Genomic DNA, 20,378 nt, shown 5'->3' with positions numbered 1-20,378 from the left:
CACTTCTAAGGAGATGGGGACATGGTTGAGCGCACATGGGGTAATAACGGCGGCAGCAGTGGGGCAGGGCGCAGACTGAAAAGCGAAGAATACTTTCAGGAAAAGGAGCTGTGGGGCTTCATCCACCGCTCCTTCACGAAATCAATGGGCTACACGGAAGAGGATCTGCGCAAGCCGGTCATCGGCATCTGCAATACGTTCAGCGAGCTGAATAAATGCCATTCCCATTTCAATGAGCTGGCGGATTATGTGAAGCGCGGGGTCTGGCAGGCGGGCGGCGTACCGATGGAATTCCCGACAATCTCGATTGGCGAGCCTTATGTCAAGCCGACGACGATGCTGCTGCGGAACCTGATGGCGATGGATACGGAGGAAATGATGAAAGGCCACCCGATTGACGGGGTCGTGCTGCTCGGGGGCTGTGACAAAACAGTCCCCGCCCAGCTGATGGCCGCAGCCAGCGTGAACATTCCGGCCATTGTGCTCACGGGCGGGCCGATGCTGAACGGCCGTCTGGGAGGCCGCAGCCTCGGGGCCTGCACGGACTGCTATGGCTTCACGCTGGAGCATAAAGCGGGAAATATCACCGACGAGGAGCTGGCGGTGGCGGAGGACGCCATCTGCCGCAGCGACGGGCACTGCATGGTGATGGGCACTGCCAGCACCATGGCCTCGATTGCCGAAGCCATCGGCATGGCGCTGCCGGGCTGCGCGGCGATTCCCGCGCCGGACAGCCGCCGCAGGCATCTCTCCGAGCGGACCGGCAAGCAGATCGTGGAGCTGGTGCGGCGGGATATCCGCCCCCGCGACATTATGACCGAAAGGGCGATGGAGAACGCCATCACGGTGACGATGGCCAGCGGCGGCTCGACGAACGCCATCATCCATCTGGTGGCCATCTCCCAGCGGCTTGGACGGAAGCTGCCGCTGGAGACGTTCGACGCGATCAGCAGCCGGACGCCGTTCATTCTGAATTTGCGGCCTTCGGGCAAATATCAGATGGAGGAGTATTTTGAGGCAGGCGGCGTGCCTGCGCTGATGAAAGAGCTGGAGCCGCTGCTGCACGGCGGCTGCCTGACCGTAACCGGCCGGACGGTTACGGAGAATCTGGTCCGGGCGGCTGTCCTGGACCGGGATGTAATCCGCAGCGCGGCGGAGCCGCTGGACAGCCAGGGCGGAATTGCCGTGCTTCGCGGCAATCTCGCGCCGGACGGGGCGCTGATCAAGCAGACAGCGGTATCGGCGCATTTGAAGCAGCACACCGGGCGAGCGGTGGTGTTCGAGAGCCCGGCGGACCTGCAGCGGCGGATCGACGATCCGGAGCTTGAGGTCGATGAGCACAGCGTGCTGGTGCTCAAGAACGCCGGGCCCAAGGGCGCGCCCGCCATGCCGGAGATCGGGCAAATCCCGATTCCGCAGAAGCTGCTCGTGCGCGGCATACGCGACATGGTCCGCATCTCCGACGCGCGGATCAGCGGGACCTCCTACGGCGCCCTGATCGTGCACGCGGCACCGGAGGCTGCCGTCGGCGGAACGCTGGCGCTCGTGCAGGACGGCGACGAAATCGAGCTGGATATCGCCGCGAGAAAGCTTGTGCTGAAGGTGCCGGATGAGGAGCTGGAGCGGCGGCGTGCTTCCTGGAAGGCGCCTGCGCCGCATTACGACAGAGGCTATGGCCTGCTGTTCCATGAGCGGGTGCTGCAGGCGAATCTGGGCTGCGACTTCGATTTCCTGCTGCCGGCTGGGCTCCGGCAGGAGCTGCTCGGCAAGGAGGAAGGCTCCTGATTACTGTATAAAAGTGCATAGTCCTATTCGTATAAGCTTATCGGGCCTAACGGGCCTAGCGTTACTGATTGCTAAACCTTGCTTTATTGGCGAATTGCCGCTGAGTCTGAGCGGAGCTGAATACAACGAATTGCCCCTGCAGGCTTAAGGCTGCGGATCGAAAGCGTTGACTATGTCAGCAGCCGGATACAGGGTTATCTACACTGCTATGGAACATCGCTGTGGAGTGACCCGAAGCCGGCCAGTCATTGCAAGCTGCTGTATTTTGTGCAATAGAGTTTACTTTTATGGGATGATGTTCAATTCTGCTGCACTCTGTGCAATAGAAATCGGGATTCGGCAGTTAAAACGGTTTACAACCGAAAGGAGCGAACGCTATGCAACCCGCAATGATACCTGCATTACAATCCGGCACGCAAGCCGAGATTCAATCCGTTCAAGAGCTGGAAGACCGGCTGGCACGTCCGTCGGCTGTTCTGCTGGAGGAGCTTGCCCGGGTCGACGGCGATATTATGCTGCTCGGTGTTGGCGGCAAAATGGGTCCGAGCCTTGCCCGCCTGGCAGTCAATGCCATCCGTGAGGCCGGATTGGACAAGAAGGTGATCGGGGTCTCCCGCTTTTCCAACGGTGCCCTGAAGCAGGAATTGATCGAAGCCGGAGTGGAGGCCATTTCTGCCGATTTGTGCGATGACAGCGCGCTGCAGGCTCTTCCGGCAACGAAAAACATTCTCTATATGGCCGGCAATAAATTCGGCACCACGGGCAATGAGCATTTCACATGGATGATGAATGCCTATCTGCCCGGACGTGTGGCGGAACGCTTCCGCAATTCACGGATCGTTGTGTTCTCAACAGGCAACGTCTACCCGTTTACTCCTGTCGGACAGGGGGGAGCTACGGAACAGACCTCCCCGAATGCCAACGGCGAGTATGGGCAGTCCTGTCTGGGACGCGAGCGGATCTTCGAGCATTTTTCACACACAAACGGAACTCCGGTGTTCATCTATCGGCTGAACTATGCCATAGATCTGCGCTATGGCGTATTGCATGAGCTTGCCAGATCCGTCAAGGAGGGGAGGCCGATTGATATGACCATGGGGCACGCCAACGTGATCTGGCAGGGGGATGCCAACGAGATCGCGCTGCGCGCGCTGCTCCGCTGCAGCTCACCGCCGAATGTCATGAACATTACGGGACCGGAGACCGTGCCGCTGCGCTGGGCCGCGCTTGAAATCGGCCGCAGGCTGGGCGTGGAGCCGGTATTCACCGGGGAGGAAGCGCCGAACGCGCTGCTGAGCAATGCCTCCAAGGCCGCCGCATCCTTCGGGTATCCGCAGGTACCGCTTGCCCGGATGATCGATTGGGTGGCGGAATGGGTCCGCCGGGGCGGTGAGACCTGGAACAAGCCGGCGCATTTTCAGGAACGGGAGGGCAAATATTGATGGGCATAACGAGAAGATCCCTAACCCCGGAGCTGTATGAAGCGCTGCATGATGGACTGGCAATTCCGGCGCACCCCTTGGCGCTTACCCCAGAGCGCAAGCTGGATGAACGCCGCCAGCGGGCATTGACCCGATACTATATCGCCTCCGGCGCAGGCGGGATTGCCGTGGCAGTACACTCCACCCAGTTCGAGATCCGCGAGCCTGAGACCGGATTGCTGGAGCCGGTGCTGAGGCTGGCGGCGGAAGAGGTGGAGCGGGCTGCTCCGGAGCGTCCCTTCCTGAAGGTTGCGGGGATATGCGGCGGCATGGAGCAGGCGGTTCAGGAGGCGCGGCTCGCGGCAGGCCTGGGCTATGACGCAGGACTGCTGAGCATGGGCGGACTGCAGGATTGGAGCGAGGAACAGCTGCTGGAACGGACGCGCAGAGTGGCCGATGTAATTCCAGTATTTGGCTTCTATTTGCAGCCTTCCGTTGGAGGCAGGATTCTAAGCTTTGACTTTTGGCGGAGCTTTGCGGAAATAGAAGGCGTTATCGCCATCAAAATGGCCCCCTTCAACCGGTATCAGAGCCTGGATGTGGCCAGGGCCGTGATGGAATCCTCCCGCTGCGGGGAGATTGCGCTCTATACCGGCAATGACGATAATATCGTCGCCGATCTGCTCACCACCTACCGCTTCATCGTTGACGGTAAGCCTGTGGAGAAAAAAATCGTCGGCGGGCTTCTCGGACACTGGGCGGCCTGGACAAGCAAAGCGGTTCAGCTGCTGGGGGAGATCAAAAAAATCCGCAGCGATTCAAGCTTCGCCGCAAGCTGGCTGACCCTGGGCATCCAGGTGACGGACAGCAATGCGGCGCTGTTTGATCCGGCCCATCATTTTCACGGCTGCATTCCGGGCATTCATGAGGCGCTGCGCCGTCAGGGTCTGCTCGAAGGCTTGTGGTGCCTGAATCCGGAGGAGCGGCTCTCGCCCGGCCAGCTGGAGGAAATCAGCAGAGTGTGCAGGGATTACCCGCATCTCGTAGATGACGATTTTGTGGCTGCGCATCTGGAGGAATGGCTCCGGTAAAAGATAATTCGCCGCATTTATTTTTGTGTATGCGCCTGGACGGAATTACAGAGTGCCTTCGCGCTGATCGAAAAGCAATGTCTAAGGGGGAAGGGCGGAGAAGCAACAATCGCACCGCTCCGGTTCCTTTCGTCAGTATTGTGCGGTCCCCGGCACTTGTGAAGCCGTTCAGAGCGGCATAAGCAGAAATTCACAGCACAAGCAGAAACGGCTTCGCCGTCCTGATAAGGACGGTATCCGTTTCAGCGAGAAAGATAAGGCTAATGTATAGCGTGCAACATATAGATTCTTATCTTTCAAAATACCCCCGCAAAGCGGGGCCTTGGCTTCGATGATGGCTCAGGTACTTTGCGGGGACCCCAAAACATATACATTCTTATCTTTCAAGCAGAAACGGCTACGCCGTTCTTATAAGGGACGGGGAGTTTCAGAGAGAAATAGAAGGATAATTTAGTATGCCAAGCATATAAATTCTTATATTTGTACATAAACGAGCACGGAGTCTTTGCCAGGCCCAAAAGGGGGCGCAAAGCATCCGTGCTCGTTTTATTATTCTATTCCCACTGACCGGAGACAGCCTCTCAAAGTGCGTCGGGCCGTTTCTGTTCGGTTCAGCGCCTCCGGCTTCATTCTGGCCGGCATTATAGCAAGCTGTGCCTATCGTTTGGCATTGGACGATCCGTCCAACCCGTCACAGCTACGTTTAATTTTGCCAATCGACCGTCACTGTTCCTACGCCGCTGGCAGGCGTTGTATACGTATGGTTGCTGCCGCCTTCCCAGGTAACAGCAGTGCCGTTCGATTTGATCAGCTTGAACTGCAGCGCCGTACCCGCAGGCACGCTTACGTCGAAATACCAGGTCGGGTATGCTGCTTCAACCACATTGTACATTGGACCAATCGCCGCCGCAGGGCTCCAGGCACCAAGCTCTGCCACATTTCCGACCAGATATACGTTTGTTCCAAGGGCTGTGGTGGCATTGTTGACTTTAAAGCGCACGGTGACCTGATCGGCCGTCAGCACGTTGAAGTTGCTGAACGCACTGCTCGCCGAGCCGGAGGCTGTGGTTACCGATACCGCCGTTATGCCGGCGGTGACACTTGGGATTTTCACTTTAATCTGAGAGTCTTCCCAGCTTACAATGCTCGAGCCGGTAACAGCGGTAGTTCCGAAGTAGACGGTACCCGCTGTGCTGCCGAAGCCGCGGCCGTCAATTGTTACTGTATTGCCGGGCTTGCCCATGGTTGGTCCGACATTGGCAACGGCGGGTGTTGAAGCTGGAGCTGTATACTGCCAAACCGCCGTTCCTCCTGCCGCAAGTGTGAAATTGGCGACGGAGCCGCTGCTGCCAACGGAAATTGAATTGCCGCTTAACAGTCCATTCAGCACATCTGTGTAGGTGCCGGCAGGAAGTGAAGCTGAAAGGCCCGAAATCGGATAGGCTGCGGACGTGTTGCGGTTAATGGCAACGAGAGCGGCATTATTGCCGAATTTGCGTTCGTAAATGTATACATCGTCGTTGACCCAGCGCTGCGTTGTTGTTCCGTAAGCAATGGCGGGATTGGACTTGCGCAGCGGAGCCAAGGCTTTAATCAGTTTGTAGGCTGTTGTGTTGGTGTTGAACGCTGTCATCATCGCCCGGTTATTCGGATCGCCGACGCCGGTCATGTACTGCTCGGTGCCATAATAAATGGCAGGAACTCCCCGGGATGTCAGTGTGAGCGCCAGGGCCTGTTCGGTCGGCCGCGTGCTGGAACCCGCCACCTGGAAGCGGTCCATATCATGGTTGTCGATAAAGGTTACCATATTATTAATATAATTATAGCTGGATGCGGTAGAGGCAAGCACCGAGTTGAGCTCGCTCATCGTTTCCGACTTGTCCTTGAATACTTCGCGGACTTCCTGGGCAAAGGCGAAGTCAAGCAGGTTCATACCGCTGTTGTTGGCAAAATTGACATTGTCCGGGCTGGTTTCATCCGTGCCAAGAAACCATTCCCCAAAGGTAAATACCGGATGGCTGCTGCTGTAGATGGAGGAAACATAGCTTTTTTGCCAGCCGGACGGCATATGTTTTACCGCATCAAACCGGATGCCGTCTACACCAAGGCCCAGCCAGAGCTGGATGGCGTCCTTGAAATAGGTGTCAATCGTGCTGTTGTTGTGGTTGATGTCTGCGAGATCGTAGAGGTTTCTGTAAATGCCGTCTTCAATCGTTGAAAAATCCGTGCCGCCGTTATGATGGAACAAACCGCCGGAATCGCTTCCATATTTGCCGAGCAGTGTGCCGTTGTCGTACAGCGCGCCGTTCTCGGCAAAGCTGGCATCTGTCGATGAAGCCGGGCTGGTATGGTTGGGAGCAAAGTCGATAATGACCTTGATGTTATTCGCATGCGCGGTGGAAATCAGATTTTGAAAATCGGTGAAGCTCCCGAAGGCGGCATTGGTTTTTTTGAAATCCCGGGTCCAATACCCGTGGTAGGCTGTGTTGTTCACACCGGAATAGCTGATCACAGAGGTGATGTTCTCCACCGGCTGGGAGATCCAAATTGCTGTAACCCCCATACCTGTCAGGTAACCGTCATTGATTTTGTTGATGATTCCCTGCCAATCGCCTCCGAAATACAGCTTCAAATTGGATTGGTCGCTGCTGAAGGCAGAGCCTGTCGGGTTGTTGGAAGTATTGCCATCCACGAACCGGTCGGTCACAATTTGATAAATGACATCCGTACTGTAATTAAGTTTGTTGGCAACGCTTGTATCCGGATCAGCAGAGGCCGGCAATGCGGCACCCAAAACTATGCTTATCGAAAGCGATAGGGCCGCCGCAAGCTTGTTATGCAATTTCATCCTTTAACTCTCCCTTCAAATGTCTACAGATTATTGAATTTCGAGCCTGCCCGGCTTGCCGGAAAGCGGGTGCGCAACCGCTGGAGCAGCTTGGCAGGTACAGCTGATAGAACGCTTACTTTTTGCTTATGCAGCATCTTCCCGTTTGCGGATACCGTATCCAGCGCTGAAGAAAGATTCATAGGGCTGGCCGCCGCAAACAGCGGGTTGTCCATGCCTTTTACATCGAATAATTGCTTAAATCTATTATCGGGGTGCGAGAAACCGGTTTCCCTATCAAAATAACACTCTCTATCAGAACAAGTCAATACCTTAAATGGAAAATAATGTGGAGCATGTGCTGGACTGTGTCGAAACAATGATGAAACATAAAGAAGCGTGGAAGAAGCGGAAAGAAAAGATCGCTTCCAGATTTATGCTTGACTTGCAGAGGGGCAGTTGATATATAATAACAATATGATAATAACAAAATGTTAATAATTAAAAATTGGAATCTGCAAAGGAGCTTGTATATGTCCAGAGAACCGGTCACTGACCGAAAAGGCTTAACCGAGGAACAATTTCTGCAAGGCTACGATGCCGGGATGTATGAGCGTCCGTCCGTTACTGTGGATATGCTTATCTTTACGGTGATGGAGCGGGAGCAGGACAATTACCGCAAGCTGCCGGAGAAATCCTTGCAGCTGCTGCTGATACAGCGCGGAGAGCATCCTTTTCTTGGACAATGGGCGCTGCCAGGCGGGTTCGTCTCCGTAGACGAGAGTCTTGAAGACGCCGCCCGCCGGGAGCTGTACAGTGAGACGAATATCGATAATGTCTATATGGAGCAGCTCTTTACCTGGGGGGAGGTGGGACGTGATCCGCGCATGCGGGTTATCAGCAGCTCTTACATGGCGCTGGTTGACCGCACTGCGCTCCATGTGCAGGCCGGCGATGATGCCGCCGATGCGGACTGGTTCGAGGTCGGCTATGAGGTGCTGGAATCCAGCCGCAAGGAGCTTGCGGGCGGATATGTGCAGGAAGAACGGATCCGGCTTACCCTGCATAAGGAGGAAATTGCCTTAACCGGTGTGGTCTCCCGTACTGAAACTGTCCAGGGGCATGTCCGGCGCGTTCAGCGGGAGATTGCCGAGAATAACGGCTTCGCCTTCGACCATCTGAAGATGATCCAGTATGCGATCGAACGCCTGCGCGGCAAGGTGGAATACACCGATATTATTTTCAATTTGATGCCGCCGTTGTTCACTCTGTCCGAGCTTCAGCGGGTCTATGAAATTATACTCGGCCGGGAGCTGCTGGCTCCGGCATTCCGCCGCAAAATTGCCGACAGTGTGGCCGAAACTGCAGAATATACCAAAGACGCCGGCCACCGGCCTTCGAAGCTGTACCGGTACAGAGTGGACCGGGATTCCAATTAAATGACGAACGAAGATAGAATGGAGAGTTACGAATGGAGAATTTTACTTACTTTTACCGCAGCGGTTCGCCGTTCTCCCAGTGGTATCCTTGCTATTTCATGATCGAAGAGCATACCTTCAACTGCGCAGAGCAATACATGATGTATGGCAAAGCCCTTTTATTCAAGGATGAAGAGACAGCCATGCAGATCCTGCGGGCAAGAACGCCAAGGGAGCAAAAGGAGCTGGGACGCAAAGTCAGCGGCTTCAACGATGCCCTGTGGAGCACACACTGCAAAGGAATTGTTTACCAGGGGAACCGGGAGAAATTCCTGCAAAATGAAGAGCTGCTGCAGCTGCTGTTGAACACAAGGGGAACCACGCTGGTGGAGGCCAGTCCAACGGACCGCATATGGGGTGCAGGTCTTACGGAAGACGATCCCCGTATCCGCAGCAGAAGCACCTGGAGAGGCACCAATTGGCTGGGAGAAGTGCTGACACAGCTGCGCGATGAACTGCTGCAGGAATAAGCACTCCCCGGCGTATCGATTGGGCTGACCCGCAGGCTCTGCAATGGCTGCTCAGGATAGCCCTTTTGTTTGAGCGGAGCAACATTAGCCTCGGCAAGGGCACTCTCCGCGTTTAAGCGGGAATTGTTTCTGCTCTTTGTTACATTCTGTCGTGTGATGTTGTTTACAGAACTTTTATGGAGAAAAGCAGAGAATGAAGTATGCTTTTCATTATGTAAAATATGGAAGGGGGTAGGGCGAATCCATGATACATTGGAAGGATTCATATGACATCGGGGTGGAGAAGATTGACTGCCAGCACAGACAGCTGCTTGTGAAGCTGAATGATTTTTTTGAGGCGTGCACAAACCAGCAGGGGAAAGAGAAGATCGAAGAAACCCTGAAATTCCTCAAAGATTATACGGTTGAGCATTTCAGCGACGAGGAGAACCTGATGCAGGATATCGACTTCCCGGAATTGGCCGAGCACCGCAAGACACATGCCGAGTTCGTGCAGACTGTGCTGGAACTGGAAGAGAGCATTAAGACCAAAGGGGCCTCTGTTCTGTCCACCATCAAGCTGAACCGCACATTAACGGACTGGCTGCTCAATCATATCAACAAATGCGACAAGCTGATCGGACAATGCATGGCGGGCAAAGGCAATCAAGCCATATAAAGTACATAATGAGGATGAAGATGCCGCAGGGCATTTTCTTTTTTTTGAAAAAATTTATATGTTTTGGGGTCCCCGCAAATTCCCTGAGTAAACCATCGAAGCCCAGGCCCCGCTACCCTGGAAATAACTTTAAGGATGTGGATAATCGATTAAAGGCCGCAAGAAATTAAACGCAACAAAATCTACCCCCATCTATCATCTGTGGTGCCGCGTCAGCGGCATGGATGGCTTTGTGGGGTTATTTTGAAAGAGAATTTATATGTTTCACGCTAAAAACCAGCCTTATCTTTCCCGCTGAAACGGATACCGTCCCTTATCAGGACGGCGGAGCCGTTTCCGCTTGCGCAGGATAGACGTAGGCTTTTGGAGTGGACGCTCCGCGAACGGGGCGTTGTCCGGGTCGCTGTGCTCTCCAGATTTATTTCATTCCCCTTAGGAGCTGCGAGGAAATGAGTACCCGCTTATGTTGACAAAAGCTCCACGGTTTTGGGAGTTTTGTCAACAATGTAGCGGTACTTTATTTCGCCGCAGTCTCTTAGCGGTGAAAATCCCGAGACCCGGGCGGCCGATGCCGCTGTTCCGCGGGTCCGTCCATCCGCTCCGCTGTTTAAGCGGGAGGCGGTTCTGTAATCTTTAAAAAACACAATAAAGAAACTTAATGTATAGGAATGGAACCGGCGAACCAGAACAAGCTGATGGAACGCAAGGAGATTCATAGGGAACGGAAGCGAAGTGGAAAAAGTAACACTAATGGGCTGGAATTCTGGCTTTAACGATTTTTAGTGGGATTTTGTACACTTCATGGAGGCCCACTCCCTCCAAATGGCTGATTTCAGCCGGATTAGTTGTACTTTTTCCCACTAGGGATGATCCAGTCTCCGAATGAGGTGAATTAGTTATCCTTTTTACCACTAAAATGGCTGCTCTTTGGACAAATGTTTCAAGTTCATCTTAATGTAGGCGTATTCCTCTGCAAGGGAGAGAAACGGATCGGTTAGGTATCCTTTTTCCCGCTAACGCTTGCGGAAAAGCGGCTGGGGGAAGGGAAATATGAAGTGACCTTTTCCACTTGGCTTCCCGCCTGGCTTCAGCAGCCAGCCTTACACCTGAAATGCAAACAGCTGCGCTGCCCGGTCAAGGACGGCACAGCCGTTTCTGCTTGAAAGATAAGAATGTATATGTTTTGGGTTCCCCGCAAAGTACCTGAGTCATTATCGAAGCCAAGGCCCCACTTTGTGGGGTTATTTTGAAAGATAAGAATTTATATGTTTCACGCTAAAAATTAGCCTTATCTTTCCCGCTGAAACGGATACCGTCCTTATCAGGACGGCGAAGCCGTTTCTGCTTGCATGTGCTGACTGTAATTGCTGCAATTAAAAGGCCGCAAATTATCCCGTTTGGAGTGTCAGCTGTATGAGGATATGGTTTTATCCTAATGATCGCTCCCATTTTATACACGCGAAATACTTTGTGTTATCATCTGAAGTAGAGATTTAGATAAACTGCAGGACAAGGGAGTGGAAGGATGAAAATATTGCGTATGCTCGCTTCGGGGCTTGTCATGCTGCTTGTGCTGGGGCTTGTGAATGTCTACATTGGCCTGCATCTGTGGGTTCTGCTGAAGGCTTGGCTGCCGGGGATTTCCGCCGCTGTATATTGGCCGGTGTTTTTGCTTATTGCTTTTGCTTATATGATCGGGATGGTTCCCTGGCCCAAGACTGTGAAGCCGGTTGCCCGGCTGTTCAAAGTCATCGGCTCGTATTATCTGGCCTGCATGGAATTTGCCATTATCGTGCTGCCGCTAACGGATTTGCTGTACTGGGTGCTGGGTCTGGTGGGCTTTGAACGGACGGCGTTCACTTCAGAGGCGGGGACCACGCTGGTTGTGCTGCTGGCCGTCTTCCTGATTTGGGGTTCACGCAACGCCTGGAGTACCGTTGTCCGCAAGCATCCGATCCCAATAGACAAGTCTATTGGAACCAGCGCTCCCCTAACTATAGCGGTTGCTTCCGATTTGCATCTGGGCAACATTGTCGGCAACCGCCACCTGCGCCGGATGGTCGCGGAGATCAACCGGATGCAGCCGGATTTGATTCTGCTCGCCGGGGATGTGCTGGATGACAGCATTGAGCCGTTTATCCGCAACGGAATGAGCGAAGAGATCCGTAAGCTTGAGGCGCGCCACGGCGTGTATGCAGTCTTGGGCAATCATGAATATTACGGCGGCTCCATCCGGCAATACACCGAGCTGATGGACAGCGTCGGCATTAAGGTGCTGCAGGATGAAGTGGTGGAAGCCGCCGGACTGTATATCGTGGGCCGCAAAGACAAGACAGCCGAAGCCATGGAAGCGGGAGGGCGCCTTAGTGTAGCGTCTTTACTGGAAGGACTCGACCTGTCGCGGCCTGTGATTATGATGGATCATCAGCCGACCGGCTTTGACATCGCAGCCAAGGCGGGAGTCGATGTACTGCTGTCCGGCCATACGCACCGGGGCCAAATCGCCCCGAACCACTGGATCACCAGACGGCTGTTCGAGCTGGACTGGGGCTACCTGCGCAAGGATAAGCTGCATGTGGTCGTCTCTTCCGGCTACGGAACCTGGGGGCCCCCGATCCGCCTGGCCAGCCGTTCCGAGCTGATCAAGCTGGAGGTTATGCCTGAAGGCAGCAAACGTTATAGCGAAGAGCATGTGTCAGGCAATCCTGTGTTGATCTGATAGGGCATCGGCAACTTTTGATCCGTATGCCCCCACACCGAGTCACTAGCCTGTTACCCGTAGTCCCCGTTGTCTCCGAGTTAGGGATGGCGGGGTTATACGCGTTGATATTATAATAGACATAGACATTAGCCGGAAAAGCTTTGACATTCACTTCAAGGTAAGTTACCTTCAATAAAGTATTGGCAAGAGACGGACAGCAGGACCGGGCATGCCAAGGACGGTCGGAAGACAGTCATTTTTTTTCAAAATATAAGAATTTATATGCTCTGCACACTAAATTATCCTTCTATTTCTCGCTGAAACACACCGTCCTTTACAAGGACGGCGTAGCCGTTTCTACTTGCTTACTGCAGCCCGGCTCATGCTGCTGTCTAAGCAGCTCCCCCTCGATCGGACGAGATCATGCTCCTGGATTCCGATGTGCTGCGGCTAGTTGACGGCATTGCTGCAAAAGCTGAGCAGGTCTTTAAATAAGGCATGGCAAAAATAAGATAAGGAGCGAAGTGAGCATGAGACGCAAGGAATCGGGAATTAACCCCCTTTTAATCCGTGTTATGACAGGTGTTAAACTCCAAGAAAACGAAGTGCCGACGCTAGCGATGCTGCCCGGAAAAGCGGGTCGAATGGTACACAAGCGAAAAAAAAGGATAGCTCCGCCCAACCCCCAAAATAAACAGCGGCTGCGTTGTACCGCATGCGGGGCTGCAGATGTATATGATGTAGGAGTAATTGCGTTCGATATTGATAAATGGAATGCTGTCAGAAACGGCGGTGAAATTGCCGGAGAAAAGGACAACTCATTCGATTTGCAAACCGCGATATTGGATTATGTGCAATTTACCGGCTATATCCGCTGCAATAAATGCAACAGTGCCGGCGCATGGGAGCTTGCCTCTTCAAGCTTATTGTTTGAACTGATGGCAGGCATGATGAGAAAAATGGATGGTTCGGAGGATGACATCACGGACGGTGTCATGTACGGAGGACTTACCCTTTATGACGGCAGCAGATTTCAGTGGATGAGTGAGGGAGAGGAGCATTTTCTGAAGCAGCTGAAGGAGCAGCCTGAGGATGCTTATCTGTGGAACAAGCTGGGGAATTTATACTATAAAGGTGGCAGAGCAGAACTAGCCGCTGCTGTTTTCGAGTATTCAATCAGCGTTGATGCTTCCCAGATGGAATCTCACTATTCGCTTGCCCGATTGCTGCTGGAAATAGGTGAGGTTGAGCTGGCTGCCAAGCACTTTCGTCAAATGCTGATTTATGCGGGCACCTACACCAGGTTGAATGCTCTGGATCTGCGTGAGATGCTGGCAATCGGATTATACTCTTTGTTCGAGATTCTTGATAGGTTCAAGGAGGAGGCACCTCCTTTGTTTCCTACTGAGGAGGAGCTTGCTGTGGCAAAAGGCTTCAATGAAGCAGCAGCTGCAGCAATGCCGGTGCTGGACAAGAATAACCTGGACGTTATCAAAGGTGAACTTGAGTCGTTCTATCCCATTGCCGAAATGTACATGGGCAGTCTCGCTGGGGAACTTCCAGAGCCTGAACGCAAGCTTCAGCAGCAGACAGCGGCAAGCGAGGCGGCTGCTAATCCGGTAGCTGCCAGCAGATTTCCCCTCAAGGGCTGGGGATCGAAGCAGCGTCCGATTATAATCCGGGTAAGTACAGAAGCAAGGATGGAGCAGGTGCAGCGTGTATGTGATTACTACGGCTGGAATTATATCATGGGTATGGAGTTTATAGAGGATTTAAACGATTTGAATAAGGCACTCCTGGAGCAGTTAACCCCTGAGAACATATATGATCCCTGCCCTTGCGGCAGCGGGAAAAAATTCAAATTTTGCTGTGCAGGAAAGATGAAAAATTTTGATCTGGATGCCTACTTGACGGATTTCTCCGCAGGAGAGACACGATGATGGTTCCAATATCAATGACATGCCGGCAAATGAAATCATCTCAGAGGCCCTATGATCTTGTCTGGCAGAGGTGCTGACGGAACTTGCCGGCAAGCCGGTGCTCCACAGGGAGGATGAGTCGGCGGCTCTGGATTTATCATTTTCTGAGCAGTATTGATACGGCTTCAACCTCCGGGGATCTGGAACGGTTGAGGGGGCAGCCAGCAGCTTCACTCAAGCTGAAACGGCTACGACGTCCTTATAAGGACGGTATCCGTTTCAGCGGGAAAGATAAGGCTAATTGATAGCGTGAAACATATAAATTCTTATCTTTTAAGAAAAGCATTCTGCCATTTGTTAATTTCAAACGGGTATGCTGCCCGGTAAAGGGCAGCGTACCCGTTTTATTCTCGTTTAGAAAATTATGCTTCTCGTCAATTGTGGATAAGGTATGTTATGAAGTTAGAGGGAAAATTGTAATGCGTCTTAATCATGCTGAACCGTACTGAGTCGTGCTGAATCGCACTGGGGTGTTGAGTCGTGCTGAGTCTGCAGAGTTTGCTGAATGGTGCAGAGTCTCCTGAGCCTGCTGAGTCTGCGGGTTCTATGTTTTGCAGGAGGAAGCGCGGAAATAGAGCGGGTCCAACCGAGGCTCCTGCTGGGGCAGGGACGTGAAGTGGAATGGAGTGAATGAAGTGGAATTCGTAAGAATTAGTACACTTACACGGCCGGATATTCGGCCGGAAAAGTCTTAAAAGAATCGTGGGAAAAAGCTGGCTCCATCTAAATTCAACCTGCAATCTTATTCCAATCAGGAGACCGGGCTTTAGCAGCGCCGGAAGAACCCTCTGAACCCGCAGCGGACTTCATTCACATCGTCACCCGCTGATTTTGGTGTTGAGCCAAAAAGGTAATTTAATCTATAGGAATGGAAGCGGAGAACCTGAACAAGCAGATGAAACGCAAGGAGATTCATGGGGAACAGAAGCGAAGTGGAAAAAGTAACACTAATGGGCTGGAATTCTGGCTTTAACGGGCTTTAGTGGGATTTTGTACACTTAATAGAGGCCCGCTCCCTCCACATGGCTGATTTCAGCCGGATTAGTTGTACTTTTTCCCACTAGGGATGATCCGGAATCCGAATGCGCTACCTTAGTTATCCTTTTTACCACTAAGAGGGCTGCCCTTTTTATGAATATTTCAAGTTCATCTTAATGTAGGCGTATTCCTCTGCAAGGGGGGAGAAACGGATGGATTAGGTATCCTTTTTCCGCTAACGCTTGCGGAAAAGCGGCGGAGGGGAGTATGAAGTGACCTTTTTCCGTTTGGTTTTCTGCCTGGCTTCAGCAGCCGGCCTTAAACCTGAATTTCAAACGGCTATGCTGCCCAGTAAAGGGCAGCATAGCCGTTTTGTTCTTTAAATCCAAGGATTTATAGTGTGGAAGATAAGATTGCGGGAGGGTGCGGCGAAACGGATTCCGCCTGGCCGCCGGGTGGCGGCGGCTATATTACGGGACTGATTCAGCATCCGGTGGACGGCAAAGTGCTGTATGCCCGCTGTGATGTGGCGGGGTCTTCGTAAGCCGGGATGGCGGCATCTCCCGGGAAAGCCGGAATCAGTCCGGGCTGGTGGCGGGGCGGTCCGCTGGAAGGGAATTGCCCTAGATTGTGGGGGGAAACAGGTGCTCGGCGTGTCCTGCGGCAACGGGGCCTTTCGTTCAGTTCTTGCGGACAAATTGTAAATCGGCAGGAAAGCCGGACATCGTTGCTGCAGCATAGTTTTCGTTGCTGCTGTACCTTGTTGCGCTTAATGGTAACCGCTTACATTGGAGGTGCCGGACGATGCTGTGATCGTAATTCCACCGGCAGTATATCAATGGAGGCCTGATTGAAGTGGTACCACCAATGGAGAAAAAATGGTTCCATGGTTGGCTGGCCGCAGTTTTGCTGGTTGCATCAATTCTTGTCCCGCCGGCGAAGGCAGAGGCGGCCGGGGAGAATCTGCTGGGCAATCCCGGCTTTGAAGCGGGAGATACGGGGTGGGAAAAGTGGGGAAGTCCGGCGGTGACCGCCGCCGAGAAGCACGGAGGGGAAAAAAGCCTCCAGGTCAAACGCAATACAGGGGGCGCTTCAGCATCAGTGTCCGTAGTCCCGGGGAAAACGTACCGGGTCGGTTTATGGGTCAAATTCGCCGGAACAGGGGTGACGAATGCAACGATTGATATGGATGCCTTCGGCGCACAGCAGAGTAAGGAGCTGCTTCATTTCTCAGGCTCGACCGACTGGGAATACCGTCAGCTGCTGTACACGCCGGAACCAGATGTGCAGTATATCCGCTTGTCGTTCTGGAACGGCACCAGCAAGGATTATTATATCGACGATGCTGTCATCCGGGAAAATGTCGATATTGAACGGCCGACGACTCCCGGTGTGTGGCAGGCAGAGCATGAACCCGAAGCACTGAAGCTGACCTGGGCAGGCTCCACGGATGACATGGGCGTTGATTCCTACCAGCTGTCCTACAAGAAGGCAGATGCCGCAGACTGGAATACAGTGGCTGTTCCCCACCAGGAATCCGTCACACAGTATACCTACACGCTTCATAATCTTGATTCCTATTCGGTGTATGCCATTATGCTGCGGGCCAAGGATGTCGCCGGCAATACCTCGGATGCTGTAATGGGGCTCGAAGCTACACCGGGACCCAATCTGGTGCCGGACGGTGACCTGGAGACCGGAAGTACAGCATCGTGGCAGACCACCGGGACAGTACAAACCACAACGTATGATCCCTACTCCGGGCAATACGCCCTGCAGCTGTTGAATGAATCCACAGCTAAGACGTCAGAAGTACCGGTGGACAGCCATACTTCCTATCTTGTCTCGTACTGGTCCCGGTTTAATGCGCTGCCGCCGGGGACCTTTACAGTCACGCTCGATGTCTATCAAGGAACTTCGGCTGTCTCTCACCCGCTGTATACAAACGCCACCGCAGCCTGGTCCCGTTCGGAGCAGGAGATTCAGATTGGAGCGGCCGGAGCTTACCTTCAGCTGCGGGCCGGCAATCTGAGCGGCGGGGATATGTTCATGGATCAGGTGTTTGCCGGCAGAATGCCTTCCATACCCGCGGACCTGTCGCCGGGTGCGCCGGCAAGCTTTGCGGCAGGAGCCATAGACGGGGTATCGGCAGAGCTGGAGTGGGCTGCGTCCACTGGCCCCTTTGGGGTGAGGGAATACAAGCTGCTCTACAAAAAAACTGCCGACGCCGTTTGGAGCAGCCTGACAGTTCCATATATATCCGGACAATCCTTGTACAATTACAAGCTGGAAGGCTTGTCGCCTGAAAGTATATATGACATTGAGGTCACGGCGGTAAGTGAAGGAACGGCTGTTTCTGCAGCGGGCGCGCTCCAGGTGACCACCGGCAAGATGGAACCGGTCAATCCGAATGCATCGGTGGAAGCGTCGGCGCTGCTGGGCCGCCTCTATGCCACGGTTGGCGATGCCGTCTATACGGGGCAGCACAACTATTACGAAAAACCCGCGGAGTGGTATGACACGGCAGCAGAGCTGACGGGGTATTATCCGGCATTGTGGGGCTCGGATTTTGCCTATTATACCGGCGGCGACATGGCTGAGCTGCGCCAAGCCATGGTTGACGAGGCGATGCTTCAGGGCCAGGCGGGAACCATGGTCACTCTGACCTACCATCAGACCCGGCCCATGGACCCGGCAGCCTCCGGCTGGGAGAGTGTTACGGGAGATGTGACCGAAGCCCAGATGACAGACATCGTGACTCCGGGCACGGCGCTGTATAACCAGTGGGCTGCCCAGATAGACGAAGTAGCCGGTTACCTGGAGCAGTTGAAGGAAGCAGGCATTCCGGTACTGTGGCGCCCGTACCATGAGATGAATGCTGAATTCTTCTGGTGGGGCGCAAGGCCGGAGCTGTTCAAGCAGCTGTGGAACAATATGTATGACCGTTTCACGAACCTGCATGGTCTGGATAATCTGGTCTGGGTATGGAGTCCGAATGCGGAGAGCTCCTGGGCATACGATTCAGCCCCTTATTATCCCGGCCATAATATGGTGGATGTGCTTGCCATGGATATATACAACAACGATTACCGTGACAGCTATTATAACAAGCTGGTGAAGCTTAGCGGGGGACGTCCCATTGCCATTGGTGAGAACGGCGAGCTGCCGGATATGCAGATGCTGCGGGAGAAGCAGCCGCGCTATGTGTATTTCATGACCTGGTCGGAGTATCTGACCGACAAGAATTCAATCAGCGGCATCCAGGCGGTCTACAGCGACTCCCGTGCGCTGAATAACGGGGAGACCGGCAACGGCCCGTTTATTCCGCCTCCGGCGGACAGCTATATCATCGACGATTTCGAGCAATATGGCGGCTCGGACAGCAGCCTGCGCTCCAAATGGCAGCGCAATGTCTCCGGCAACGCCGCAACCGTAACGCTGGATACGTATCAGCTGAGCAGCGGGACTTACGGGCTGAAGCTGGATTATACCATCGGCAATCCCGGGTATGCCGGAGTCTACCGCAGCATGGGCAAGGAATGGCCGGGCATGGAGGCCATCACCTTCTGGCTGCAGCCGGATGGCTCGAACCGCCAGCTGGCGGTCCAGTTTCATGAGACAAACGGTGAAGTATGGGAAGCCGGCATCAAGATTGAAGGAACCTCGCCACAGCTGGTAACCCTTCCTTTTACAGCGTTTGCAAGACCCGGCTGGTCAACGGGGGGCAATGGAGTCATTGATCCGGGTTCAATTAAGGAATTTGCCTTCTACGTGGCCCAGGGCAACGGAACCCAAGGCAGCGGAACGCTGTACATTGACGATGTGATGGCCGTCAAGCTGTAATCCACTCATCATTGCTGGACGACACTTTTCGTTGACCACGGTACTGGTGCCTCCTTCCCGAACTGCATAAGATTAAGGTATAGAGCAAGCAGAAACGGCTGCGCCGTCTCCTGCGGGAGGCAGCCCGGCGTTTCAGTGAGAAACAGGAAGGATGACAGACGTGGAAATCGAACGAAAAGCCGTTATCAGAATCAGGGCGGAAGGAAACCGGGTGTCATGGTGGGCCCGGTGGATCAGGCAATGGGATATTCAGCTGATGGTAGTGCCCGCAATGCTGTTTATCTTCGTGTTCAGCTATCTGCCGATGTATGGGGTACTCATGGCATTCCAGGATTACCAGCTGTTCGGCGGTTTTTTTCACAGTCCCTGGGTCGGGCTGAAGCATTTTGAGGCGTTCTTCAATTCTCCTGACTTCTGGACAGTCATGCGCAACACGATTGTGATCAGTCTGCTGAAGCTGTGCATCGGCTTTCCGGCTCCGATCCTGCTGGCGCTGATGCTGAATGAAGTGCGGGTCATGCTGTTCAAGCGGATTATCCAGACGGTGAGCTATTTGCCGCATTTTCTCTCCTGGGTCATCGTCGGCGGGTTCGTGGGCTCCATGCTTTCAACCGATAATGGAAGCGTTAACATGCTGCTTATGCATCTGAATCTCACCTCAGAGCCTATCAGCTTCCTGTCGGTGCCGGAGTATTTCTGGGGGGTTCTCGTAGGAACCGGGATTTGGAAGGAGATGGGCTTCGCCGCCATCGTCTACCTGGCAGCGATTGCCGGAATAGACCCGCATCTCTATGAAGCCGCTTCCATTGACGGAGCGGGGCGCTTCAAGCAGATTCAGCTGATCACGCTTCCCTGCATCCGGCCGGTCATTATCATCTTCCTGATTCTGGCCGTAGGCAATATACTGAATGCCGGATTCGAGGATATTCTGATTCTGGCAACGAATCCGATCCTGCGCGACGTCTCCGATGTGATCGACACGTATGTTTACCGGATGGGGATTCTGAACAACCGTTACTCCTATGCTGCGGCTGCGGGGCTTTTCAAGGCAGTGGTCAGCATCGGACTGCTCGCCCTGGCCAATAAGGCAGCGAGAAAAATGGGCTCAAGCCTATGGTAAACACTGGAGCAATGCCAATATTGCGAG

Annotated in this window: 13 protein-coding genes; 11 read left to right on the top strand and 2 right to left on the bottom strand. The window is 53.7% G+C overall.

Annotated features, from left to right (window positions below):
• Positions 1-21: 21 nt before the first annotated feature.
• The 3 genes from HYD27_RS05145 to HYD27_RS05135 all read left to right on the top strand — a co-directional run bounded on the left by HYD27_RS05145 (position 22) and on the right by HYD27_RS05135 (position 4,297).
• On the top strand, positions 22-1,785 hold the full coding sequence (locus HYD27_RS05145; protein ID WP_219212227.1) for an IlvD/Edd family dehydratase: 1,764 nt from the start codon (positions 22-24) through the stop codon (positions 1,783-1,785).
• Positions 1,786-2,162: 377 nt separating this feature from the next.
• Positions 2,163-3,227, top strand: a complete 1,065-nt coding sequence (locus HYD27_RS05140) for an NAD-dependent epimerase/dehydratase family protein (protein ID WP_228744986.1) — start codon at positions 2,163-2,165, stop codon at positions 3,225-3,227.
• Positions 3,227-4,297 (top strand): dihydrodipicolinate synthase family protein, encoded by a 1,071-nt coding sequence (locus HYD27_RS05135; RefSeq protein ID WP_219212225.1) that lies wholly within the window; start codon positions 3,227-3,229, stop codon positions 4,295-4,297. The genes HYD27_RS05140 and HYD27_RS05135 overlap by 1 nt, the downstream gene beginning before the upstream one ends.
• A gap of 703 nt (positions 4,298-5,000) precedes the next feature.
• Here the strand turns inward: HYD27_RS05135 and HYD27_RS05130 are convergent.
• Both HYD27_RS05130 and HYD27_RS05125 read right to left on the bottom strand, forming a co-directional pair.
• On the bottom strand, positions 5,001-7,145 hold the full coding sequence (locus tag HYD27_RS05130; RefSeq protein WP_219212223.1) for an alpha-amylase family glycosyl hydrolase: 2,145 nt from the start codon (positions 7,143-7,145) through the stop codon (positions 5,001-5,003).
• A gap of 23 nt (positions 7,146-7,168) precedes the next feature.
• Positions 7,169-7,327 (bottom strand): hypothetical protein, encoded by a 159-nt coding sequence (locus tag HYD27_RS05125; protein WP_219212221.1) that lies wholly within the window; start codon positions 7,325-7,327, stop codon positions 7,169-7,171.
• Between the two features lie 330 nt (positions 7,328-7,657).
• On the opposite strand from HYD27_RS05125, the gene HYD27_RS05120 reads away from it, so the two are divergent.
• From HYD27_RS05120 to HYD27_RS05085, 8 genes are all read left to right on the top strand, one after another.
• Positions 7,658-8,563 (top strand): NUDIX hydrolase, encoded by a 906-nt coding sequence (locus HYD27_RS05120; protein WP_219212219.1) that lies wholly within the window; start codon positions 7,658-7,660, stop codon positions 8,561-8,563.
• A gap of 32 nt (positions 8,564-8,595) precedes the next feature.
• Complete coding sequence (locus HYD27_RS05115) at positions 8,596-9,072, top strand: riboflavin biosynthesis intermediates N-glycosidase (RefSeq protein ID WP_219212218.1); 477 nt, start codon at positions 8,596-8,598, stop codon at positions 9,070-9,072.
• A 244-nt stretch (positions 9,073-9,316) separates the two neighbouring features.
• The gene (locus tag HYD27_RS05110; RefSeq protein ID WP_219212216.1) at positions 9,317-9,730 is read left to right on the top strand and encodes a bacteriohemerythrin; all 414 of its coding nucleotides are present in this window, start codon (positions 9,317-9,319) and stop codon (positions 9,728-9,730) included.
• Between the two features lie 1,525 nt (positions 9,731-11,255).
• Positions 11,256-12,449, top strand: a complete 1,194-nt coding sequence (locus tag HYD27_RS05105; protein WP_219212213.1) for a metallophosphoesterase — start codon at positions 11,256-11,258, stop codon at positions 12,447-12,449.
• 512 nt (positions 12,450-12,961) lie between these two features.
• Positions 12,962-14,371 (top strand): SEC-C metal-binding domain-containing protein, encoded by a 1,410-nt coding sequence (locus HYD27_RS31905; RefSeq protein ID WP_228744985.1) that lies wholly within the window; start codon positions 12,962-12,964, stop codon positions 14,369-14,371.
• Positions 14,372-15,788: 1,417 nt separating this feature from the next.
• A complete protein-coding gene (locus tag HYD27_RS05095) occupies positions 15,789-15,932 on the top strand; it encodes a hypothetical protein (RefSeq protein WP_219212211.1) in 144 nt (47 codons plus the stop codon).
• Positions 15,933-16,243: 311 nt separating this feature from the next.
• On the top strand, positions 16,244-19,231 hold the full coding sequence (locus HYD27_RS05090; RefSeq protein WP_219212209.1) for a glycosyl hydrolase: 2,988 nt from the start codon (positions 16,244-16,246) through the stop codon (positions 19,229-19,231).
• 256 nt (positions 19,232-19,487) lie between these two features.
• Complete coding sequence (locus tag HYD27_RS05085) at positions 19,488-20,351, top strand: ABC transporter permease (protein WP_375373896.1); 864 nt, start codon at positions 19,488-19,490, stop codon at positions 20,349-20,351.
• The last annotated feature ends 27 nt before the right edge of the window (positions 20,352-20,378 follow it).

Source organism: Paenibacillus sp. S150, from assembly GCF_019352175.1.
GTDB lineage: Bacteria > Bacillota > Bacilli > Paenibacillales > Paenibacillaceae > Paenibacillus_AQ.
This window is presented reverse-complemented; position numbering and strand designations above follow the sequence as displayed.